This is a genomic window from Streptomyces sp. NPDC015127 (assembly GCF_043080095.1).
GTDB lineage: Bacteria > Actinomycetota > Actinomycetes > Streptomycetales > Streptomycetaceae > Streptomyces.
In genome coordinates this window covers 26,004-47,203 of sequence record NZ_JBIBVE010000008.1, presented here as the reverse complement: position 1 = coordinate 47,203, position 21,200 = coordinate 26,004, and the positions used below count along the sequence as shown (strand labels likewise).

Below are 21,200 nucleotides of genomic sequence, written 5' to 3'. Positions count from 1 at the left end.
GTTGTACGGTACCGGCATGGCAGAGGCAGCGCAGACGGTCCGGGCGGCCGTCGGGGACAGCGAGTTCGACCGCGACACGGCGGTCACCCTGCGCGAGACGGGCGTCTACGACGCGGAGCTCTCGGCGGGCTGGACGATCATCCATGCCGTGAACGGCGGCTATCTGCTGGCCATGCTGGGCCGCGCGCTCGGTGACGCGCTGCCGCACCCGGACCCGTTCACGGTCTCGGCGCACTACCTGACGGCATCCCGGCCGGGTCCGGCGGTGATCCGTACCGAGGTGATCCGTACCGGCCGCACGCTGTCCACCGGTCAGGCGTCCCTCGTGCAGTTCGAGGAGGACGGCACGGAGGTGGAGCGCATCCGGGTGCTCGCCTCCTACGGCGACCTGGACGCGCTCCCGGACGATGTGCGCACCTCCGCGAAGCCGCCGGCGATCCCGCCGATGGAGCACTGCCTCGGCCCCGCGGACGGGCCGGCGCCCATCCCCGGCAGCTCGGCGATCACCGAGCGCCTGGACATCAGGCTGGACCCGGCGACGGTGGGCTGGGCGATCGGCGCGCCGTCGGGCAAGGGTGAGATGCGGGGCTGGTTCGCGCTGGCGGACGGGCGTGACGCGGACCCGCTGTCGCTGCTGCTGACGGTGGACGCGCTGCCGCCGACGTCGTTCGAGCTGGGCCTGACGGGCTGGACGCCGACCGTGGAGCTGACGACGCATGTGCGCTGCCGCCCGGCGCCGGGCCCGCTGCGCGTGTCGATCACGACGCGCAACCTGGCGGGCGGGTTCCTGGAGGAGGACGCGGAGGTCTGGGACTCCGCGGACCGCCTGGTGGCCCAGTCCCGCCAACTCGCCAAGGCCCCCCGCACCTGACGCTCGGGGGCACCGACCCCCGGACGTGATGCGCGCGCCCGTGAGGCTGTCCTCACGGGCGCTGCGCCGTTTCCGGGCGGCTCCCTGCGGGCCGGCCCCTCAGTCCAGCCAGTGCGCCCTCCCGAGGCTCACCAGCCTCAACCGCCTCCGCGCCAGCTCGCTCACGCGCTCCTCGCCCTCCGGCCCCGCATCCAGGAACGACGACGCCGTCATCACCATGTGATCGACGTACATCCCCGCGAGCATGTGCAGGTCGTCCTCGCTCCAACCCTCAGCCCCCTCGTCCCGCGCGAACACCGCCGCCACCTCGTCCGCGAACCGCCGCAACTGCTCGGCTATCGCCTCCCGCACCGGCGCGACACCGCCGTGGCGTTCGCGCGCGACGAAGCGCACATGCGCCGGCGACGTACGCACCAGGCCGGCGATCAGTGCCACCGCACGATCGATGCGTGCTGCGTCCACCGGTTCGGTCAGGGCCTCCGCGATCGTCGCGTGGAGGCTGCCGAGCGTCTCCTCCACGAGCGCGACGCCGAGGTCCGCCATGTCCCGGAAATGCCGGTAGAACGCAGTCGGCGCGACCCCCACCGCCCGGGTGACCTCGCGCAGCCCCAGGCTGCTCAGGCTCTGCTCCTCCAGCAGCCCCAGCGCCGCGTCGAGAAGGGCCTGACGGGTCTTCTGCTTCTGGGCCTGGCGGACGCCGACGGTGTGACTCATGACATTCAGTAAACAACCGTTCTCCGGGGAGCGAAACAGTAGACTGATGAGTCAGTGAACAGTCGTACTCTCAAAGTTCACCGAAAGGACGACCGTGACAGTCCTCGTCGCAGCACTCCTGCTCATGGGCGTGATGCTGGGCGCCGTGGTCCAACTCCCCACCTCCGCCTCGCTCGTGGCCGCCGCCGTCATCGGCTGCTGGCTGCTCGTCTTCGCCGTGCGCGAGCGGCGCACCCGCCGCGACTGACCCCGCACCGGCCCCGGAAGGAGAAGAACGTCATGCAACTCGCCACGCCCGCACGCATGCAGGAGCGCCGCAAGGACGCCGACGGCATGGCCGTCGCCGCCTTCGTGCTCGGCCTCGTCGGGCTGCTCGTGATGAACATCGTGCTCGGCCCCACGGCCGTCGTGCTCGCGGCGCTCGCCCTGCTGCGCGGCACCGGGCGCCGCGGCCGCGCGATCCTCGGCCTCGCGCTGGGGATCGCCGACCTCGTGGTCCTCGCCGTCCTCGTGACGGTGAACGGATCGGTCGTCTGGGGCTTCGGCGCCTGAGCCGCGATCGGGGGACCGCCGTACGGGCCTCGCCGGGGGAGAGCCGCCCCCCGTCCCCGCCGCGGGCGCACGCCGGACGACCGTGCACCCCTGCGCCGCAGCCGCGCCCCCGCGGAGCCTCGTAGAATCGAGGCCACCATGGCATACCTCGACCACGCCGCGACCACTCCGATGCTGCCGGAGGCGGTCGAGGCGATGACCGCCAACCTCGCCGTCACCGGCAACGCCTCCGCGCTGCACGCCGCCGGGCGCCGGGCCCGCCGCACCGTCGAGGAGGCACGCGAGACGCTCGCCGAGGCCCTCGGCGCGCGGCCCAGCGAAGTCGTCTTCACCTCCGGCGGCACCGAGGCCGACAACCTCGCCGTCAAGGGCCTGTACTGGTCGAGGCGCGACGCCGACCCGGCGAGGACCCGCGTCCTCGCCAGCCCCGTCGAGCACCACGCCGTCCTCGACGCCGTCGACTGGCTGGCCGGGCACGAGGGCGCGACCGTCGAGTACCTGCCGGTCGACGCGTACGGCAGGGTCCACCCCGAGGCGCTGCGCGAGGCGATCGCGCGCAATCCCGACGACGTCGCGCTGGCCACCGTGATGTGGGCCAACAACGAGATCGGCACGGTCTTCCCCGTCGCCGAACTGGCCGCGGTGGCCCGTGAGTTCGACGTACCGCTGCACGCCGACGCCGTACAGGCCGTCGGCCAGCTCGACGTCGACTTCGCCGCGTCGGGGCTCGCCGCGATGACCGTCTCCGCCCACAAGATCGGCGGCCCGTACGGCATCGGCGCGCTGCTGCTGGGCCGCGAGTACAGCCCGGTTCCCGTACTGCACGGCGGCGGCCAGGAGCGCCATGTGCGGTCCGGCACGCTCGACGCCCCCGCCATCGCGTCCTTCGCCGTCGCCGGACGGCTGGCCGCCGAGCGCCGCGCCGACTTCGCCCGCGACATCGGCGCACTGCGCGACGAGCTGGTCCGTGCGGTGCGCGAGGCCGTGCCGGACGCAATCCTCGGCGGCGACCCGGTCGACCGGCTGCCGGCGAACGCCCACTTCACCTTCCCCGGCTGCGAGGGCGACTCCCTGCTCCTGCTGCTGGACGCACAGGGCATCGCCTGCTCCACGGGCTCCGCCTGCACCGCGGGCATCGCCCAGCCCAGCCACGTACTGCTCGCCACCGGCACCGATCCGGACCTGGCCCGCGGAACCCTGCGCTTCAGCCTCGGCCACACCTCCACGAAGCCCGACGTGGACGCGGTGGCCCAGGCGATCGGACCCGCGGTCGAACGGGCCCGTACGGCAGGACTCAGCTAGGGCCTCTCGTTTGGATCATGCCGGGCTCGCGGGCCCTGGCATGCACTCCCCCGTAGCCCTTCGGGCACGGGAGGTGCCCCCACGCCGCGTTGTCGTCGGTCGCCATGGCTCCGCCATTGTCTCCCTCCTCCGCCTTGCGATCGCACGCACCAGACCCCGCTCACTGATCCGGCCTGATCCAAACGAAAGACCCTAGCCGTGCTGTGAGCCCGTGCTGTCAGGCGGTGCCCTGGGAGGCCGCCGCCTCCCGCACCAGCTTCATGTAGCGCGTCCAGTCCCAGTGCGGGCCCGGGTCCGTGTGGTCCGTGCCCGGGACCTCGATGTGACCGATGATGTGCTCGCGGTCGACGGGTATCGCGTACCGCGCGCAGATGTCCGCCGTCAGCCGCGCGGACGCGCGGTACATCGCGTCCGTGAAATCCTGCGGCCGGTCCACGAAGCCCTCGTGCTCGATGCCGATGCTGCGCTCGTTGAACGAGCGGTTGCCCGCGTGGTAGGCGACGTCCAGCTCGCGGATCATCTGCGCCACATGACCGTCCTTGCGCACGACATAGTGCGTCGCCGCCCCGTGGAGCGGATCCTTGAAGACCTTCAGCGCCGTCGGATAGCTGCCCTGGACGACATGGATGATCACGCGGTCGATCGTGTAGTCGTCGGGGCGGTCGGCCAGCCGCCAGTTCGCCGCGTTCGCCGCGATCCACTGCGCCCCCGCGTGGTCGATCTCCCCCGCCTTGCGCGGTGTCCGCACCCACGGCATGCCGCGCCAGATACGGCGTATCTCCTCGCCGGCCACCACCCCGCCGCCGACGACAGCGGCCCCGCCCCCGATCAGCACGGCCCGCCGGCTCACGCCGCTCTTGCGCTTGCCGTGCTTCTTCTCGCTCCCCATGCCGACCACAACGCATACTCATGAGTCATCGGTTCCCGGGGCCCGTACTCTGGTAGAGCTATGACTGAGACTTCCCCGCGCCCCCTCCGTGTGCTCGCCGCCATGTCCGGCGGTGTGGACTCCGCTGTCGCCGCCGCCCGCGCCGCCGAGGCAGGGCACGATGTCACCGGGGTCCACCTGGCGCTCTCCGCGAACCCGCAGTCGTTCCGCACGGGCGCCCGCGGCTGCTGCACCATCGAGGACTCGCGCGACGCCCGCCGCGCCGCGGACGTGATCGGCATCCCGTTCTACGTGTGGGACCTCGCCGAGCGCTTCCGCGAGGACGTGGTCGAGGACTTCATCGCCGAGTACGAGGCCGGCCGCACGCCCAACCCGTGCCTGCGGTGCAACGAGAAGATCAAGTTCGCCGCGCTGCTCGACAAGGCGCTCGCGCTCGGCTTCGACGCCGTGTGCACCGGCCACTACGCCACCGTCGTCCTCAAGGAGGACGGCACCCGTGAGCTGCATCGCGCGAGCGACATGGCCAAGGACCAGTCCTATGTGCTCGGTGTCCTGGACGAGAAGCAGCTCGCCCACGCGATGTTCCCGCTCGGCGACACGCTCACCACCAAGGACGAGATCCGGGCCGAGGCCGAGCGGCGCGGGCTCGCGGTCGCGAAGAAGCCCGACAGCCACGACATCTGCTTCATCGCCGACGGCGACACCCAGGGCTTCCTGGCGAACCGCCTCGGCACGGCGGAGGGCGACATCGTCGACGAGTCCGGCAACCGGCTGGGCAGCCACGACGGCGCGTTCGGCTTCACGATCGGCCAGCGCAAGGGCCTGCGCATCGGCCACCCCGCTCCGGACGGCAAGCCGCGCTACGTGCTGGACATCTCCCCGGTGAACAACACGGTCACGGTCGGCCCGGCCGAGGCACTGGACGTCACCGCCCTGACCGCGATCAAGCCCCGCTGGTGCGGCGCGGCCCCCGAGGGCCCGGGGACGTACACCGCGCAGCTGCGCGCACACGGCGGGGAGACGAAGGCCACGGCGGAGCTGGTGGACGGCGAGCTCCACGTCACCTTCGCCGAGCCGGTCCGCGCGGTCGCGCCCGGCCAGGCGATCGTGCTCTACGACGGGACGCGCGTGGTCGGCTCGGCGACGATCGCGACGACGCGGCGGGCGGCCGCGGTCGCCTGACCCGGCTGCCGCCGGTCCTCAAGAGGACCTGACCGGGACGCGGGGCCTCACGCCGTGAAGAAGTCGAGCAGCGTCGGCGCCAGCACCTGCGGCGCCACCTCGTGCGTCTGGCCCGTCAGCGTCCGGTGCTGCCCGCGGGGAAGTGCCGCCGCCACCGCGCGTGCCGCCTCCCGCATCCCGGCCGGGCTCGCTCCGCCGTCCACGACCAGCACGCGCTCGGTCACTGACGCCAGCCGGGCCGCCGGAACGCTGCCGTCCCCCAGCACCTCGTGGTCGTACGCGAGGGTGTGCGCCAGCGCCTCCATGTCCGCCCAGACCGGCAGCTGCCGCAGCCCCGACAGCGCCTCGGGCGGCATCCCCACCGCGCCCAGGAACTCCGCGAGCGCATCGCCCGGGCGGCCCTCGGCCAGCAGGGCGCGCATCCGGGCCTCGTAGCTCCGGCCCGCCTCCCGCAGCGCGGGGTCCGTCTCGAACGGCGGCTCGTAGACCGACAGCCTGGTGATCGGCAGCCCGTCGGACGCCGCCCGCAGCGCCAGCGCGGCGCCCGAGGACATGCCGTGGACCATGGCGCTCCCGCCCGCCTGCTCGATCACCGCCGCGAGATCCTCGACCTCCCGCTCCACCGCGTACGGGGCGGTGTCACCGCTGCCGCCCCGGCCGCGCCGGTCGTACGTGAGCACGGTGAAGCGGTCCGCGAGCAGCTCGGCGAGCGGCGCGTCCGACGCGGCGGTGCACAGCGCCCCGCCCACCAGCACCAACGCCGGTCCCTCGCCGCGCTGTTCGTAGACGATGCGCGTACCGTCCGCCGACTCGGTCCTGTTGAGCGTCCTGCTCAAGTTGTCCATGAGAGTGCAGACCGGTCCGCCGGGCCCAACTCATCGGCGGCCACGAAAAAAATTCTGAGAACGTGCCGCGGCCCGTACGGTTGCCCCATGAACATCTGCGTCTTCCTCTCCGCCGCCGACCTCGACGACCGCTACACCCGCCCCGCCCGCGAGTTCGCCGAACTCATCGGCAAGGGCGGCCACACCCTGGTGTGGGGCGGCTCCGACGTGGGGCTGATGAAGGTCGTCGCGGACCGGGTGGCGGAGTCGGGCGGCCGGCTGGTCGGTGTGTCGGTCGAGTTCCTCCAGGGGAAGGCGCGGGCCGACGCGGACGAGATGGTCGTCGCCAAGGACCTCGCCGAGCGCAAGGCGCTGCTTCTGGCCAAGTCCGACGCGGTCGTCGTCATGGTCGGCGGCACCGGGACGCTGGACGAGGCCACCGAGATCCTGGAGCTCAAGAAGCACGGCCACCACACAAAGCCCGTGGTCCTGCTCAACGCGGCCGGTTTCTACGACGGTCTGAAGCAGCAGTTCCGGCGGATGGAGGACGAGGGCTTCCTGCCGCTGCCCCTGACCGACCTGGTGTTCTTCGCAGAGGACGGTGTGGCCGCCATGGCCTACCTGGAGGAGAGCGCGGGCATCCGCTAGTGCGAGCATGGCGGGCATGGCTACACATGTGATCACCGGCGCAGGGTCCGGCATCGGCGCGGCGGTCGCCCGCAGGCTGCACGAGCGGGGCGACGACCTGGTCCTCGTGGCACGGGACGCGGGCCGCGCCAAGGAATTCGCGGCACGGTACTCCGGCGCCCGCACCCTCGTCGCGGACCTGGCCGAGCCCGACCGCATCTCCTGGGCGCTCGGCCACCAGACCCTGCCCGAGCGCATCGACTCGCTGCTGCACATCGCCGGCATCGTCGACCTCGGCCCGGTCGGCGAGCTGACCACCAAGACCTGGCGCAACCAGCTGAACGTCAACCTGATCGCCCCGGCCGAGCTGACCCGGCTCTTCCTGCCCCAGCTGCGCGTCGCCCGCGGCCATGTGCTCTTCGTCAACTCCGGCGCCGGGCTGAACGCCCACGCCGAGTGGGGCGCCTACGCGGCCTCCAAGCACGGCCTCAAGGCGCTGGCCGACTCGCTGCGGCACGAGGAGCACGCGGCCGGGGTGCGGGTGACGTCGGTGTATCCGGGCCGGACCGCGAGCCCGATGCAGGCCAAGGTCCACGCCCAGGAGGGCAAGGAGTACGACCCGGAGCGCTGGATCGATCCCGAGTCGGTCGCCACGACGATCCTCACGGCCCTCGACCTGCCGCGCGACGCCGAGATCAACGACCTGACCGTGCGGCCGGGACGCTGAGGGGCCCCGACCTGCGCCGGAGCCCGTGCGCGCCACGTACGCTTCCCGCGTGAGCGAGAAACAGGACTTCAGCTGGGGACCGGCGACCGGTGTCGGATCCATGCCGGGCGGCGACGCCCGCGAGAGCGCGAGGACCGTGACCGGGTCCGTCGAGGACTTCCCGTACCTCGCCGAGCTGCCCGCGCGCGGGCCCGGCGCCGACATGATCGGGCGCACCATCGGGCTGCTCGTCGAGATGTACGCCCATGTCGAGCCCAGCGGCTGGCGGGTCAGCGACCGGCCGGGCCGCGACACCCGCCGCGCCCACTCCTGGCTCGGCGAGGACCTGGACGCGCTGGAGGAGTTCACGCAGGGGTACGAGGGCCCGCTCAAGGTGCAGGCGGTCGGCCCCTGGACGCTCGCCGCCTCCCTCGAACTCCGCGGCGGCGAGGCCGCGCTCGGTGACCCCGGTGCCTGCCGGGACCTCGCCGCCTCGCTCGTGGAGGGGCTGCGCGGCCACCTCGCCGACGTACGCCGCCGCGTGCCCGGCGCGCAGGTCGTGCTCCAGCTCGACGAGCCGTCCCTCACCGCCGTGCTGCGCGGGCAGATCCGCACCGCCAGCGGCTACCGCACGCACCGCGCGGTGGACCGCCAGATCGTAGAGAGCGCGCTGCGCGACGTCGTCGCCGTCACGGACGGACCGGTCGTCGTGCACTCCTGCGCCCCCGACGTGCCGTTCGCGCTGCTGCGCCGCGCCGGCGCGCAGGGCATCTCGTTCGATTTCGGGCTGATCACCGAGCGTGAGGAGGAGGCGATCGGCGAGGCCGTCGAGGGCGGCACCAGGCTCTTCGCGGGCCTCGTGCCCTCCACCGACGCCGCGTCGGCCGGATTGTCGGTGGGCGCCGATATCGTCAAGGGTGTACGGACACTGTGGCGCAGGTTGGGGCTGAATCCCGGGACTCTCTCCGAGTCGGTCGTGATCACTCCTGCCTGCGGCCTCGCCGGCGCATCGCCCGCATACGCACGCGCGGCGCTCGCCCACTGCGTCCGCGCCGCGAGATCACTCGCGGACAACCCTGAGTAACGGGTGCACGGCAGACGGAAGGACGAAACGGTGGCTGGCGAACAGCAGACGGCACTGCCCGCCGATGTACGGGAGCAGCACGCGGGGCTCGCCGAGCAGATCGAGGAGCACCGCTTCCGGTACTACGTGAAGGACGCCCCGATCGTCTCCGACGCGGAGTTCGACCGGCTCATGCGCGAGCTGGAGGCGATCGAGGAGGAGTACCCGGCACTGCGCACCCCCGAGTCGCCGACCCAGAAGGTCGCGGGGGCCTACGAGACGGAGTTCACGGCCGTCCAGCACCGCGAGCGGATGCTGTCGCTGGACAACGCCTTCGACGACGAGGAGCTGGCCGCCTGGGCGGACCGCGTCGCCAAGGAGGTCGGCACCTCGGCGTACCACTTCCTGTGCGAGCTCAAGGTCGACGGCCTCGCCGTCAACCTGACGTACGAGAAGGGCCGCCTCACACGCGCGGCCACACGCGGCGACGGCCGCACGGGCGAGGACATCACGCCGAACATCCGCACCATCTCGGACGTGCCCGACCGGCTGAAGGGCGACCGCATCCCGGACCTCGTCGAGATCCGCGGCGAGGTCTACTTCCCGATGGAGAAGTTCGAGGAGCTCAACGCCCGCCTGGTGGAAGCCGGTGACAAGCCCTTCGCCAACCCGCGCAACGCGGCGGCGGGTTCGCTGCGCCAGAAGGACCCGAAGATCACTGCCACCCGCCCGCTGCACATGGTGGTGCACGGCATCGGCGCGCGCGAGGGCCTGGAGATCAGCCGGCTGTCGCAGGCGTACGGGCTGCTGCGCGAGTGGGGCCTGCCGACGGCCCGGCACAACAAAGTGGTCGACGACATCGACGGCGTACGGGAGTTCATCGCGTACTTCGGCGACCACCGGCACTCGGTGGAGCACGAGATCGACGGCGTGGTCGTCAAGCTCGACGAGATCCCGCTCCAGGGCCGGCTCGGCTCCACCTCGCGGGCGCCGCGCTGGGCGATCGCCTGGAAGTACGCGCCGGAGGAGGTCAACACCAAGCTGGTCAACATCCGCGTGGGCGTGGGCCGGACGGGCCGGGTGACGCCCTACGCGCAGGTGGAGCCGGTCACCGTCGCGGGCTCCGAGGTCGAGTTCGCCACGCTGCACAACCAGGACGTGGTCAAGGCCAAGGGCGTCCTCATCGGGGACACGGTCGTGCTGCGCAAGGCCGGCGACGTCATCCCGGAGATCCTCGGGCCGGTCGCGGACCTGCGGGACGGTACGGAGCGGGAGTTCGTGATGCCCGCCGAGTGCCCCGAGTGCGGGACGCCGCTGCGGCCGATGAAGGAGGGTGACGTCGACCTGCGCTGCCCCAACGGCCGTACGTGCCCGGCGCAGCTGCGTGAACGTCTCTTCTACCTCGGCGGGCGCAAGTGCCTCGACATCGAGAACTTCGGCTATGTGGCGGCGGCCGCGCTGACCAAGCCCCTGGAGCCGGCCGAACCGCCGCTGGTGGACGAGGGCGATCTGTTCGACCTCACGATCGAGCGGCTGCTGCCCATCAAGGCGTACGTCCTGGACCAGGACAGCGGCTTGCCCAAGCGTGATCCCAAGACCGGCGAGGAGAAGATCGCCACGGTCTTCGCCAACCAGCAGGGCGAGCCGCGCAAGAACGCCCTGGCCATGCTGGAGAACATCGCGGCGGCCAAGCAGCGGCCGCTCGCCCGGATCATCACCGGCCTGTCCATCCGTCATGTCGGCCCGGTGGCGGCGGAGGCGCTGGCGCGCGAGTTCCGCTCGATCGACCGCATCGAGCAGGCGAGCGAGGAGGAGCTGGCGGCGGTCGAGGGCGTCGGCCCGACCATCGCGGCCTCCCTCAAGCAGTGGTTCGAGGAGGACTGGCACCGCGAGATCCTGCGCAAGTGGCGTGCGGCGGGCGTCCGGCTGGAGGCGGAGAAGACCGGCGAGGACGAAGGCCCGCGCCCGCTGGAGGGGTTGACGGTCGTCGTCACCGGCACTCTGGAGCACCACACGAGGGATGGCGCAAAAGAGGCGCTCCAGAGCCTCGGTGCGAAAGTGGCCGGTTCCGTTTCCAAGAAGACCAGCTTCGTGGTGGTCGGTGACAACCCCGGGTCGAAGTACGACAAGGCTGTGCAGCTGAAGGTGCCCGTGCTGGACGAAGCGGGCTTCGCGGTCCTCCTGGAGCAGGGACCGGATGCGGCTCGTGAGGCGGCTGTTACCGAAGGGGCGTGACCCGCGCGGAATGAGTCGGTTCCTCCGGGGGCGCACCGGGAGCCCGAAAAGGGCGCGCGGGGCCGGAAAGCGACGTACGGCGCGCCGGTGGAACGGCCAGTACAGGTCACCCGTTCAGCGCATACCAGATGGATAAGGATGGCCGGGTCTCATTCGGGCAAGAGCTGTAGAGCGCTGCCCGTCCGAGCCTCCTGCCGCCTACTGTTGAGACGTGCGCCTGTCGTGCACGGCTGCGTGGTGGGATTTCAGTCGTGGTGGCATGACAATCGGGAGCCATCGCACGGCCCCGTCCTGTTCGCTCAGGCCCGGCAGGGTCGACAGGACAGGGCCGCATCGGCACCGCCGGCTGTGAGAGGGACGGGAATGAAACCGACCGAGAGCGCCGCCCCGGTCCCACGGCCGCGTGCACGCGCGGCACTGGTGGGCCGGACCCCCGGCCTGCCCGCGGCCGTCGTCGCGGGCGCCGCACTCGTCCTCGTGACCGGAGCCGTCACCACCGTACGCGAAGGGCACGCCCTGTTCCCCGGCTCCACCGAGGGCTGGTCCCTCGCGCTGCTCACCGGGATCATCGTCGGCCATCTCGTCGCACTCGGCCGCGACCGCTGGTGGGGCGGGACCGGCTCGGGCGCCGCACTCACCCTGGCCGTCCTCCTGCTGTTCGGCTGGGTGCCCGCCGGGCTCGTCAGCCTCTCGGTCGTCGCCCTCGTCGGCGCCGCGTGCCGCGGCAGATGGCGCCAGGGGCTGCTGCACGGCGCCGTCGACGTCCTGGGTATCGGCGCGGCGGCGCTCGCGCTCGCCGCGTTCGGCGTCGTACCGACCGTCGAGCGGCCGTGGGATCCGCTGCGCTGGGAGGTCGAGGCCGCGCCCGAGGTCATCCTCGCCGCCACCGCCTATCTCGCCGTCACCCGGCTGCTGTTGTGGTACGTCCTCGCCCCGCAGGGCGGCGGACTGCCCACCGTCGCCCGCACCGCCCTGCTCCGGCAGGGCCTGGTCGCCCTCGCCCTCGTCGGCATCGCTCCGCTCATCAGCGTCGTCACCGTGGCCATGCCCGTGCTGCTGCCGCTGTTCGCCGTGCCGCTGATCGCCCTCGACTCCACCCTGTGGATCGCCAGGGCCCGCGCCGAGGAGCAGCTGCGGGACCCGCTCACCGGGCTGCCCAACCGTCAGTGGCTGCTGGAGCGCACCTGGTCCGCGCTGGAGGACGCGGAGAGCTCCGGGGCGCGTTCCGCCCTGGTCCTCATCGACCTCGACCGCTTCCGGGCCGTCAACGACACCCTCGGCCATCTCGCGGGGGACCGGCTGCTGCTCCAGATCGCCGAGCGGCTGCGGCTCGCCCTGCCGCGCGGCGCCGAGGCGGCGCGGCTCGGCGGCGACGAGTTCGCCGTCCTGCTGCCCACGGCCGACTCCACGACCAGCGCGCAGCGCGTCGCCCGTCACCTTGTCGCCGAGCTGTCCTCGCCGCTCGACCTGGACGGACTCACCCTCGTGCTGGAGGCGAGCGCCGGACTCGCCGTCTTCCCCGACCACGCCCTCGACGCCGAGGGGCTGCTGCGCCGCGCGGACGTGGCGATGTACCAGGCGAAGCGGGACCGCACGGGCGTCGAGGTGTACGAGTCCAAGCGAGACAGCAACACCCCCGACCGGCTCGGACTCCTCGGCGATCTGCGCCGGGCGCTGGACGCGGGCGACGTCGAGCTGCACTACCAGCCCAAGGTCCGCTTCGACGGACACGTCTCGGGGCTGGAGGCCCTGGTGCGCTGGGTGCACCCGGAGCGGGGGCGGGTCCCCCCGGACGAGTTCATCGCCATCGCCGAGTCATCGGGGCTGATGCCCCACCTGACGGAGTACGTCCTGGAGACGGCGCTCGCGCAGGTCGCACAGTGGCGCGCGCAGGGGCTCACGGTCCCGGTCGCCGTCAACGTCTCGCCCCGGGACGTCCACACCCCCGGCTTCGCCGGCGCGGTCGCCGCGCGGCTCGCCCGGCACGGGGTCCCGCCGGGCGCGCTCCAGCTGGAGATAACGGAGCACGTGCTCCTGGAGGACCCGCAGCGGGCCGCCGACACCCTGGCCGGGCTCGCCGACCACGGCGTGAAGATGTCCCTCGACGACTTCGGCACGGGCTACTCCTCGCTGGTGCACCTGCGCCGGCTCCCGGTCAGCGAGCTGAAGATCGACCGGTCCTTCGTGGCACGCCTCGCCGTGGACGCCGAGGACGCCGAGATCGTCCGCTGCACGGTGGACCTGGCCCACTCGCTCGGCCTGCTCGTCGTCGCGGAGGGCGTCGAGGACGACGAGACGTGGGAACGGCTGCGGGACCTGGGCTGCGACGCGGTGCAGGGCTGGCTGGTGGCGGCGGCGATGCCGCCCCAGGAGACGACGGCGTGGCTGCTGGCGCGCGGCGAGCGGGGCTGGCACCGCCCGGCGCTCCCGGCGGGCGAACGCCCACCGTCCCCGAACGGCGCCCCCCGCGCCCCTGGCCAGGCGGTCCCGTAGCCCCGGGCGCCGCCAACCGCGGGGGCTGCCGCCCGCGCCCCGGGCCACGCGGTCCTGTAGCTCCGGGGGCCGCCGGCCCGTGGGCTGCCGCCCGTGCCCGGGGGGCCACGCGGTCCCGTAGCCCCGTGGGCCGCCGCCTGCGCCCGGGGCCCGTCGGGGTGGGTTCCCGTGGCGGCTCTCGCCCATGGGCGCAAGGGGTGCGTCGGCGGCCGCGGAGCGGGGGAGAGCAAACCGTTTCACGGTCACCCCGCCCCGCCCCATAGGATTGGGCCAAAACCATCACACTCACCCCTGAGGATCGCTGCATGCCTGGCATCACGCGCGAGGAGGTCGCCCACCTCGCCCGGCTGGCGCGTCTCGAGTTGAAGGACGAAGAGCTCGACCACTTCGCCGGACAGCTCGACGACATCATCGGCGCGGTCGCCCGCGTCTCCGAGGTCGCCGACCAAGACGTACCCCCGACCTCCCACCCGCTGCCGCTGACCAACGTCATGCGCGCGGACGAGGTCCGTCCGTCGCTCACCCCCGAGCAGGCGCTCTCCGGCGCCCCGGCCCAGGAGCAGCAGCGTTTCAAGGTGCCGCAGATCCTGGGGGAGGACTAATCACATGACGGACATCATCAGGCTCACCGCCGCCGAGACCGCCGAGAAGATCGCCGCGGGCGAGCTCACGGCCGTCGAGGTCACCGAGGCCCACCTGGCCCGTATCGACGCGGTCGACGAGAAGGTCAACGCCTTCCTGTACGTCGACCGCGAGGGCGCTCTCGCCCAGGCCCGCGCCGTCGACGACAAGCGTGCGCGCGGCGAGAAGCTCGGCCCACTCGCCGGCGTGCCGCTCGCGCTGAAGGACATCTTCACCACCGAGGGCATCCCGACCACGGTCGGGTCCAAGATCCTCGAGGGCTGGATCCCGCCGTACGACGCGACCCTGACCAAGAAGCTCAAGGCCGCCGACGTCGTCATCCTCGGCAAGACCAACATGGACGAGTTCGCCATGGGGTCCTCGACCGAGAACAGCGCGTACGGCCCCACGGGCAATCCCTGGGACCTGACCCGTATCCCCGGCGGTTCCGGCGGTGGCTCCAGCGCCGCGCTCGCCTCTTTCCAGGCCCCGCTCGCCATCGGCACGGACACCGGCGGATCGATCCGCCAGCCCGCCGCCGTCACCGCGACCGTCGGCGTCAAGCCGACCTACGGCGGCGTCTCCCGCTACGGCATGGTGGCGTTCTCCTCCTCCCTCGACCAGGGCGGCCCCTGCGCCCGTACGGTCCTGGACGCGGCCCTGCTGCACGAGGTCATCGCCGGGCACGACCCGCTCGACTCGACGTCCATCGACGCGCCGGTCCCGCCGGTCGTCGAGGCCGCCCGCAACGGCTCCGTCCAGGGCATGCGCGTCGGTGTCGTCAAGCAGTTCCGCGGCGAGGGCTACCAGGCCGGTGTCGTGCAGCGCTTCGACGAGTCCGTCGAGCTGCTGGGGGAGCTCGGCGCCGAGATCGTCGAGCTGGACTGCCCGTCCTTCGACCTGGCGCTCGCCGCGTACTACCTGATCGCGCCGTCCGAGGCATCCTCGAACCTCGCCCGTTTCGACGCCATGCGTTACGGCCTGCGCGTCGGTGACGACGGCACGAAGTCCGCCGAGGACGTCACCGCGCTCACCCGCGAGGCCGGCTTCGGCCCGGAGGTCAAGCGCCGCATCATGCTCGGCACCTACGCGCTCAGCTCCGGCTACTACGACGCGTACTACGGCTCGGCGCAGAAGGTCCGCACGCTCATCACGCGCGACTTCGAGAAGGCGTTCGAGCAGGTGGACGTCATCGTCTCCCCGACGACGCCGACCACCGCCTTCCCGATCGGCGAGCGCGCCGACGACCCGATGGCGATGTATCTCGCGGACCTGTGCACCATTCCGACCAACCTGGCCGGCAACGCGGCGATGTCCCTGCCGTGCGGTCTCGCGCCCGAGGACGGCCTGCCCGTCGGCCTGCAGATCATCGCCCCCGCCTTGAAGGACGACCGGCTGTACAAGGTCGGTGCCGCCGTCGAGGCCGCGTTCGTGGAACGCTGGGGTCACCCGCTGCTTGAGGAGGCTCCGTCGCTATGAGTGCCATGGCAAAGAAGGCCAAGAACTTCAAGAAGTCCAAGACCGGGCTGTACGTGTCGCTGGGCACCACCGCCTTCGGTGCGATCAGCGTCGCCAAGCAGGCCAAGCTGGCCCGCGAGGACGGTGACTTCCTGCGACTGGTCGACGCCGCGGTGTCCGCCGCCGCCATCGTCACCGGCCTGGCCATCCTCTACCGCGAGCTGAAGCGGCTCGGCGACGACGACGTACTGCTGGGCTGAGAGGGAAAGTTTCATCGTGACCGTCACTGAACTGGTGTCGTACGAGGACGCCCTCGCGTCCTACGACCCCGTCATGGGCCTGGAGGTCCATGTCGAGCTCGGCACCAAGACCAAGATGTTCTGCGGGTGCTCCACGGAGCTGGGCGCCGAGCCCAATTCGCAGACCTGCCCCACCTGCCTCGGCATGCCCGGCTCCCTCCCGGTCGTCAACGCGATCGCCGTCGAGTCGGCCGTCAAGATCGGCCTCGCGCTGAACTGCGAGATCGCCGAGTGGTGCCGCTTCGCCCGGAAGAACTACTTCTATCCGGACATGCCGAAGAACTTCCAGACCTCGCAGTACGACGAGCCGATCGCCTTCAACGGCTATCTGGACGTCCAGCTGGAGGACGGCGAGGTCTTCCGCGTCGAGATCGAGCGCGCCCACATGGAGGAGGACACCGGCAAGTCGACGCACGTCGGCGGTGCCACGGGCCGCATCCACGGTGCGTCCCACTCCCTGCTCGACTACAACCGCGCCGGCATCCCGCTGATCGAGATCGTCACCAAGCCGATCGTCGGCGCCGGTGAGCGCGCCCCCGAGGTCGCCAAGGCGTACGTCGCCGAGCTGCGTGAGCTCATCAGGGCGCTCGACGTCTCCGAGGCCCGCATGGAGATGGGCCAGATGCGCTGCGACGTGAACCTGTCGCTGCGGCCGAACGGTACGGAGAAGTTCGGCACCCGCTCCGAGACGAAGAACGTCAACTCGCTGCGCAGCGTCGAGCGCGCGGCCCGGTTCGAGATCCAGCGGCACGCCGCGGTGCTCTCGTCCGGCGGCACGATCGTCCAGGAGACGCGCCACTTCCACGAGGACGACGGCTCCACCACATCGGGGCGGGTCAAGGAGGAGGCGGAGGACTACCGCTACTTCCCCGAGCCGGACCTCGTGCCGGTGGCCCCGTCCCGCGAGTGGGTCGAGAAGCTGCGCGCCGGACTCCCCGAGCTGCCGCGCGTGCGCCGCAACCGGCTGCGCGAGGAGTGGGGCATCTCCGAGCACGACATGCAGTCGATGCTCAACGCGGGTGCAGTCGACCTGATCGTCGCCACGATCGACGCGGGCGCCGACGCGGCCGCGGCCCGCAAGTGGTGGATGGGCGAGCTGGCGCGCAACGCCAACGAGCAGGGCGTGGACCTGTCCGCGCTCCCCATCACCCCGGCGCAGGTCGCCCGTGTGACGGCGCTGGTCGCGGCGGGTGACCTCAACGACAAGCTGGCCCGCCAGGTCATCGAGGGCGTGCTCGCCGGCGAGGGCGACCCGGACCAGGTCGTCGAGAAGCGCGGCCTGAAGGTCGTCTCGGACGAGGGCGCGCTCGGCGCGGCCGTCGACGAGGCCATCGCGGGCAACGCGGCGATCGCGGACAAGATCCGCGGCGGCAAGGTGGCGGCAGTGGGCGCGCTGGTGGGCGCGGTCATGAAGACGACCCGCGGCCAGGCGGACGCGGCGCGCGTCAAGGAGCTGATCCTTCAGAAGCTGGGCGTCGAGGGCTGACGCCCCCTGTCCGATCGGAGGGCGGCACGCGCGACGTGCCGCCCTTCGGTGCGTCCGGCCCCGGGTCGGGTCCGCGCTGCCCCGTGCGGGAGAAATCAGCCTCGCCGGCGTTTGAGGCGCGGAGCCCCGGTGGACCGGGCGGCGGGCCGGGGCGGGGCCCGCGCCACCCCGTCCGGCCCGCGGCCCGGAAGGCGCCCTGCGCGCCGGTGGTCGCAGCACCGCCCTGCGGACGGTGTCCCCGACCGGTGATCTCCCGTCGCGTCGCTCACGGCATGACCACCGCACACCGCGTACTCACCGCACTTGCCCTTGCCACCGGCGCCACCGCGCTCGCCGCACCGGCCGCGACCGCCGCTCCCCTCGACGCCCCGCAGTCCGTCCCGGTGATGGACGAACCCGACTCCCTCTCCGCCGGCTCGATCCCCGCCGAGCACCGCGGGCAGGTGCCCGCCCCCTCCGAGCAGCTCGCCGGGCTGAACCGGCTCGCCGGCGTGCCGAACGACCTCCAGCCGCTGGCGGGTCGGCTCGACCCGGTCACCGGACTGCTCAGCGCCTGAGCGGAGCGGGCCGCGTCACTGGCGTATGCCGAGTCCCGGCAGCCACATCTCGCCGCGGTCCTTGCAGCTGACGTCCCGGGCCCGCAGCTCCTCCGGCTCGGTCGTGCCGCGGGCCCGCAGCTCGGCCACCACCAGGTGCGCGAGCGCGGCGGTGTGCACCCGCTCCGGCTCGGTGAACTCCGTCTGCCACCAGCCCCGGTCGCGGGACTGCCAGCCGCGCTCGCGCATCAGCCGGGCCCGCTCCTCGCCGTCCTCCCCGTCGCGGTCGTCGACCGACGCGTACAGCCCGTCCTCGATGCTGTACGACACGAGGATCCGGCGGCCGCGGTCGGCGGAGCTGGTCACGCAGAAGCTCGCCCAATCGGTGCCCACCTGCACCGGCAGCTGCTCCACCCAGGCCGCGAGGAGCAGTTCGAGCCCGGTGCGGAAGTGCTCGAGGCTCGGGGCGAGACGGGCACCGGGCCGCGCGAGGGGGCGCTCGCCCGGGCCGCTGCGGTCCAACTGCCATACGTACGGCAGGAAGTCGACGCCGTGCGGCTCGCCGCCGGACCAGGCGCCGCCCCACTCGAAGACGCGGTGCTCCTCGCCCTCCAGGGCCTCCGTGTCGTGCACCGAAAGACCCACCTGCCGGTCGTCCCCGGCGAGGAGCACGGTGCGGCGGCTGTCCCGCCAGCGGACGCCCGGCCCCAGCGACGACCCGCCGTAGAGCGTCGGCTGGCCTATCCGGGCCGTGATCGCCTCGTACACCCCGCGGAACGCCTCGCGGCGCCCGGCGAGCGGGGCGCCGGGTCCGTGCACGAGCACCGGGACGGGGGCGCGGCCCAGGTGAGGGCCGGGCGCGTCGTGGAGCATACGGGCGAACTCCGCCGCGTCCGCGGGCGTCAGTGCCGTCTGATCGATCCCCCTGTATTCCATGTCGGCCATGGTGCCAGGGGCGACCGACAGTTCCGGCGGTCTTGCCGACCGAGGCCGATTTCCGCCGCAGGCGGGTCACCGGGCACCTGGGCCGTTCCCCTCGGCTAGGCTCCCGCTGGCCGGATCTCGCTTGGACTGCCGGCGCGGCTTGTTGGACGTTCACCACGGGGTCGTCACCAGGTCTTCTCGCCGACATCCCTTCTCACTACCGTCCCGGCCGTAAGCCTTCAATGGATCGCAGCAGAACCATTGGTCGTCGACGAAGAGGTCGGGCATGTCACCGGAAATCTCACGCAGAAGGATGCTCGCGCTCGGGGGAGGGGCCGTCGGCGCCGCCGCCGTCGGCTCGTTGCTGCCGCCGTCCCTCCAGGCCGCCCTGGCCGCCGACCCGCCCACGGGCGGCCTGCGTGCCGTGAAGCACGTGGTGATCCTGATGCAGGAGAACCGTTCGTTCGACCACTACTTCGGCACCTTGCGCGGCGTTCGCGGCTTCGGTGACCGCAATGCCGTCGAACTGCCCTCCGGCAAGCCGGTCTTCGAGCAGCCGGGCCCCGATGGCACCGTCCTGCCCTTCCCCGTCCGCGACGCGGCCGAGGCCCAGAAGAAGGACCTCCAGTACATCGGCGACCTCGACCACTCCTGGACCGGCGGGGCGCGGGCCTGGCGGGGCGGCTGGACGGACGGCTGGATCACCGCCAAGACCGCGGCCACCATGGCGTACTACGACCGCCGCGACCTGCCGCTGCACTACGAACTCGCGGACACCTTCACCGTCTGCGACGCCTACCACTCCTCCATCCACACCTCGACGAGCCCCAACCGCAACCACCTGTGGAGCGGCTGGACCGGTTACGAGGCCGACGGCCGCCGGGCCGTGTCGAACGCCGCGTACGCCGAGGGCACCCACCCCGGCTACCCGTGGCCGACGTACGCCGAACGCCTGGAGAAGGCGGGTCGCACCTGGAAGACGTACACGGAGTGGGAGAACTTCACCGACAACAACATCGAGTTCTTCACCACCTTCAAGAAGATCGCGCGCAAGGCGCTGGAGAAGGCCGGTGACTTCACATACATGGAGGCCTTCTACGCGAAGGTGCGCGAGACCGAGGACGCCGCCGAGCGCGACAAGCTGCTCGCCGCGCTCGAGGAGGGCGTCAAGACCCTCACCGACGCCGAGCGGTCCCTCTTCGAGCGCGGGCTGCGCCGCGTGGAGACGGGCCGGCTCGCCGACGCCTTCCGGGACGACATCGCCGCGGGCACCCTGCCCGAGGTCTCCTACCTCGTGCCCTCCGCGATCGACTCCGAGCACCCCGGTTCCTCCTCGCCGATCGCCTCCGCCTCGCTCGTCTACAAGGTGCTCGACGCGCTCGCCTCGCACCCGGAGGTGTGGCGGCACACCGTCCTGCTGATCAACTACGACGAGAACGACGGCTTCTTCGACCACGTCCCGCCGCCCGTGCCGCCGGCCGACGACCCCGCAGGCAACGCTGAGCGCTGGCAGGGGCTGCCCACCGGCCTCGGCATCCGGGTGCCGATGCTCGTCGTCTCGCCCTGGTCGGTCGGCGGCTACGTCTGCTCCGAGGTCTTCGACCACACGTCGGTGATCAGGCTGCTGGAGAAGTGGACCGGCATCGAGGAGCCCAACATCACGCGCTGGCGGCGCACGGTGACCGGCGACCTCACCTCGGCGTTCGACTTCGGGCGCGGCAGGCCGCAGCCCGAGGTGGAGCGGCCCGGACCCGTCCCGCCGTTCACGGGACGCTGGCGCCCGGTGCCGCCGGCGGAGCAGCGCATGCCCGTCCAGGAGCCGGGCACCCGCCCGGCGCGTCCCCTGCCCTACCAGCCCGACGCGCACGGGACGACCGACGGCACGGTGTTCACCGTGACGCTGCGCAACACGGGACGCGCGAGCGCGCACTTCGCGCTCTACCCGTACGCCGGTGAGTTCGCCGTCCCGCAGCACAAGGACGTGAAGGGCGAGGCGCAGTGGAGCGTGCCCCTCACCGGTAACCACTACCGCTTCACGATCACCGGCCCGAACGGCTTCCGCCGCGAGTTCGCCGGGCGCGCGGCGGGAGCCGCCGAGGTCGCCTCGCACATCGACCACCACGACCGCGATGTGCACCTCACACTCCGCAACCGCGGCAGCGAGCCCGTCACCTTCACCGTCCGCCCGCTCGGCTATGTGGACGAGGCGGACCTGCACACCTGGACCCGCAGCGTCACGGTCAAGGCGGGCCGCAGCCGCACGGTGGTGCACTCCGCCGCCGACGCGCACGGCTGGTACGACATCGAGGTGACCGCCGACGGTGACGAGGGCTTCCGCCGCCGGCTGATGGGCCACATCGAGAACGGGCGGGCCAGCGTCTCCGGCTGAGCGGCGCGGGCACGCACATGCGCGGTGGT

At 72.2% G+C, this 21,200-nt stretch carries 20 protein-coding genes; 16 read left to right on the top strand and 4 right to left on the bottom strand.

The features are described 5' to 3' along the window. Window positions 1-16: 16 nt before the first annotated feature. Window positions 17-871 (top strand): thioesterase family protein, encoded by an 855-nt coding sequence (locus ACF08N_RS17160; RefSeq protein ID WP_392325439.1) that lies wholly within the window; start codon window positions 17-19, stop codon window positions 869-871. Window positions 872-970: 99 nt separating this feature from the next. Here the strand turns inward: ACF08N_RS17160 and ACF08N_RS17155 are convergent, their stop codons facing one another. Continuing rightward, window positions 971-1,585 (bottom strand): TetR family transcriptional regulator, encoded by a 615-nt coding sequence (locus ACF08N_RS17155; protein ID WP_392325438.1) that lies wholly within the window; start codon window positions 1,583-1,585, stop codon window positions 971-973. Window positions 1,586-1,679: 94 nt separating this feature from the next. Between ACF08N_RS17155 and ACF08N_RS17150 the strand changes: the two genes are divergently transcribed. The 3 genes from ACF08N_RS17150 (at window position 1,680) to ACF08N_RS17140 (ending at window position 3,439) form a co-directional block, all read left to right on the top strand. Further along, a complete protein-coding gene (locus tag ACF08N_RS17150) occupies window positions 1,680-1,832 on the top strand; it encodes a hypothetical protein (RefSeq protein WP_392325437.1) in 153 nt (50 codons plus the stop codon). A 32-nt stretch (window positions 1,833-1,864) separates the two neighbouring features. Beyond that, window positions 1,865-2,137, top strand: a complete 273-nt coding sequence (locus tag ACF08N_RS17145; protein WP_392325436.1) for a DUF4190 domain-containing protein — start codon at window positions 1,865-1,867, stop codon at window positions 2,135-2,137. A gap of 138 nt (window positions 2,138-2,275) precedes the next feature. Then, entirely contained in the window at window positions 2,276-3,439 is a 1,164-nt protein-coding gene (locus ACF08N_RS17140; protein WP_392325435.1) for a cysteine desulfurase family protein, read from the top strand. 217 nt (window positions 3,440-3,656) lie between these two features. Here the strand turns inward: ACF08N_RS17140 and ACF08N_RS17135 are convergent, their stop codons facing one another. Further along, window positions 3,657-4,328, bottom strand: coding sequence for an N-acetylmuramoyl-L-alanine amidase (locus tag ACF08N_RS17135; RefSeq protein WP_392325434.1), 672 nt, complete (start codon window positions 4,326-4,328; stop codon window positions 3,657-3,659). Window positions 4,329-4,388: 60 nt separating this feature from the next. Between ACF08N_RS17135 and mnmA the strand changes: the two genes are divergently transcribed. Continuing rightward, a complete protein-coding gene (mnmA, locus tag ACF08N_RS17130) occupies window positions 4,389-5,510 on the top strand; it encodes a tRNA 2-thiouridine(34) synthase MnmA (RefSeq protein WP_392325433.1) in 1,122 nt (373 codons plus the stop codon). Between the two features lie 47 nt (window positions 5,511-5,557). Here the strand turns inward: mnmA and ACF08N_RS17125 are convergent, their stop codons facing one another. After that, entirely contained in the window at window positions 5,558-6,355 is a 798-nt protein-coding gene (locus tag ACF08N_RS17125; RefSeq protein WP_392325432.1) for an alpha/beta fold hydrolase, read from the bottom strand. A gap of 87 nt (window positions 6,356-6,442) precedes the next feature. Between ACF08N_RS17125 and ACF08N_RS17120 the strand changes: the two genes are divergently transcribed. The 10 genes from ACF08N_RS17120 to ACF08N_RS17075 all read left to right on the top strand — a co-directional run bounded on the left by ACF08N_RS17120 (window position 6,443) and on the right by ACF08N_RS17075 (window position 17,879). Next, entirely contained in the window at window positions 6,443-6,982 is a 540-nt protein-coding gene (locus ACF08N_RS17120; protein WP_392325431.1) for a TIGR00730 family Rossman fold protein, read from the top strand. 16 nt (window positions 6,983-6,998) lie between these two features. Continuing rightward, the gene (locus ACF08N_RS17115) at window positions 6,999-7,688 is read left to right on the top strand and encodes an SDR family oxidoreductase (protein ID WP_392325430.1); all 690 of its coding nucleotides are present in this window, start codon (window positions 6,999-7,001) and stop codon (window positions 7,686-7,688) included. A gap of 49 nt (window positions 7,689-7,737) precedes the next feature. After that, entirely contained in the window at window positions 7,738-8,751 is a 1,014-nt protein-coding gene (locus ACF08N_RS17110) for a methionine synthase (RefSeq protein ID WP_392325429.1), read from the top strand. A gap of 30 nt (window positions 8,752-8,781) precedes the next feature. Further along, the gene (gene ligA / locus ACF08N_RS17105) at window positions 8,782-10,965 is read left to right on the top strand and encodes an NAD-dependent DNA ligase LigA (RefSeq protein WP_392325428.1); all 2,184 of its coding nucleotides are present in this window, start codon (window positions 8,782-8,784) and stop codon (window positions 10,963-10,965) included. 363 nt (window positions 10,966-11,328) lie between these two features. Beyond that, entirely contained in the window at window positions 11,329-13,458 is a 2,130-nt protein-coding gene (locus tag ACF08N_RS17100; protein ID WP_392325427.1) for a putative bifunctional diguanylate cyclase/phosphodiesterase, read from the top strand. Between the two features lie 305 nt (window positions 13,459-13,763). Continuing rightward, window positions 13,764-14,060: an Asp-tRNA(Asn)/Glu-tRNA(Gln) amidotransferase subunit GatC gene (gatC, locus tag ACF08N_RS17095; protein WP_016642027.1), complete on the top strand. Its 297-nt coding sequence runs from the start codon at window positions 13,764-13,766 to the stop codon at window positions 14,058-14,060. A 4-nt stretch (window positions 14,061-14,064) separates the two neighbouring features. Beyond that, the gene (gatA, locus tag ACF08N_RS17090; protein ID WP_392325426.1) at window positions 14,065-15,558 is read left to right on the top strand and encodes an Asp-tRNA(Asn)/Glu-tRNA(Gln) amidotransferase subunit GatA; all 1,494 of its coding nucleotides are present in this window, start codon (window positions 14,065-14,067) and stop codon (window positions 15,556-15,558) included. Continuing rightward, the gene (locus tag ACF08N_RS17085) at window positions 15,555-15,797 is read left to right on the top strand and encodes a hypothetical protein (RefSeq protein WP_392325425.1); all 243 of its coding nucleotides are present in this window, start codon (window positions 15,555-15,557) and stop codon (window positions 15,795-15,797) included. The genes gatA and ACF08N_RS17085 overlap by 4 nt, the downstream gene beginning before the upstream one ends. A 16-nt stretch (window positions 15,798-15,813) precedes the next feature. Further along, window positions 15,814-17,322, top strand: coding sequence for an Asp-tRNA(Asn)/Glu-tRNA(Gln) amidotransferase subunit GatB (gene gatB, locus ACF08N_RS17080; RefSeq protein ID WP_392325424.1), 1,509 nt, complete (start codon window positions 15,814-15,816; stop codon window positions 17,320-17,322). A gap of 272 nt (window positions 17,323-17,594) precedes the next feature. Next, a complete protein-coding gene (locus ACF08N_RS17075; RefSeq protein ID WP_392325423.1) occupies window positions 17,595-17,879 on the top strand; it encodes a hypothetical protein in 285 nt (94 codons plus the stop codon). A 15-nt stretch (window positions 17,880-17,894) separates the two neighbouring features. On the opposite strand, the gene ACF08N_RS17070 is transcribed toward ACF08N_RS17075, so the two are convergent. Continuing rightward, window positions 17,895-18,803: a hypothetical protein gene (locus ACF08N_RS17070; RefSeq protein ID WP_392325422.1), complete on the bottom strand. Its 909-nt coding sequence runs from the start codon at window positions 18,801-18,803 to the stop codon at window positions 17,895-17,897. 265 nt (window positions 18,804-19,068) lie between these two features. Between ACF08N_RS17070 and ACF08N_RS17065 the strand changes: the two genes are divergently transcribed. Beyond that, window positions 19,069-21,171, top strand: coding sequence for a phosphocholine-specific phospholipase C (locus tag ACF08N_RS17065; protein ID WP_392325421.1), 2,103 nt, complete (start codon window positions 19,069-19,071; stop codon window positions 21,169-21,171). Window positions 21,172-21,200 lie beyond the last annotated feature (29 nt).

Bases quoted from the DNA above. Each gene is read 5' to 3' on its own strand.
- ACF08N_RS17160 (WP_392325439.1), top strand. From the start codon at position 17: ATGGCAGAGGCAGCGCAGACGGTCCGGGCGGCCGTCGGGGACAGCGAG.
- ACF08N_RS17155 (WP_392325438.1), bottom strand. From the start codon at position 1,585: ATGAGTCACACCGTCGGCGTCCGCCAGGCCCAGAAGCAGAAGACCCGT.
- ACF08N_RS17145 (WP_392325436.1), top strand. From the start codon at position 1,865: ATGCAACTCGCCACGCCCGCACGCATGCAGGAGCGCCGCAAGGACGCC.
- ACF08N_RS17140 (WP_392325435.1), top strand. From the start codon at position 2,276: ATGGCATACCTCGACCACGCCGCGACCACTCCGATGCTGCCGGAGGCG.
- ACF08N_RS17135 (WP_392325434.1), bottom strand. From the start codon at position 4,328: ATGGGGAGCGAGAAGAAGCACGGCAAGCGCAAGAGCGGCGTGAGCCGG.
- mnmA (WP_392325433.1), top strand. From the start codon at position 4,389: ATGACTGAGACTTCCCCGCGCCCCCTCCGTGTGCTCGCCGCCATGTCC.
- ACF08N_RS17125 (WP_392325432.1), bottom strand. From the start codon at position 6,355: ATGGACAACTTGAGCAGGACGCTCAACAGGACCGAGTCGGCGGACGGT.
- ACF08N_RS17120 (WP_392325431.1), top strand. From the start codon at position 6,443: ATGAACATCTGCGTCTTCCTCTCCGCCGCCGACCTCGACGACCGCTAC.
- ACF08N_RS17115 (WP_392325430.1), top strand. From the start codon at position 6,999: ATGGCTACACATGTGATCACCGGCGCAGGGTCCGGCATCGGCGCGGCG.
- ACF08N_RS17100 (WP_392325427.1), top strand. From the start codon at position 11,329: ATGAAACCGACCGAGAGCGCCGCCCCGGTCCCACGGCCGCGTGCACGC.
- gatC (WP_016642027.1), top strand. From the start codon at position 13,764: ATGCCTGGCATCACGCGCGAGGAGGTCGCCCACCTCGCCCGGCTGGCG.
- gatA (WP_392325426.1), top strand. From the start codon at position 14,065: ATGACGGACATCATCAGGCTCACCGCCGCCGAGACCGCCGAGAAGATC.
- ACF08N_RS17085 (WP_392325425.1), top strand. From the start codon at position 15,555: ATGAGTGCCATGGCAAAGAAGGCCAAGAACTTCAAGAAGTCCAAGACC.
- ACF08N_RS17075 (WP_392325423.1), top strand. From the start codon at position 17,595: ATGACCACCGCACACCGCGTACTCACCGCACTTGCCCTTGCCACCGGC.
- ACF08N_RS17070 (WP_392325422.1), bottom strand. From the start codon at position 18,803: ATGGCCGACATGGAATACAGGGGGATCGATCAGACGGCACTGACGCCC.
- ACF08N_RS17065 (WP_392325421.1), top strand. From the start codon at position 19,069: ATGTCACCGGAAATCTCACGCAGAAGGATGCTCGCGCTCGGGGGAGGG.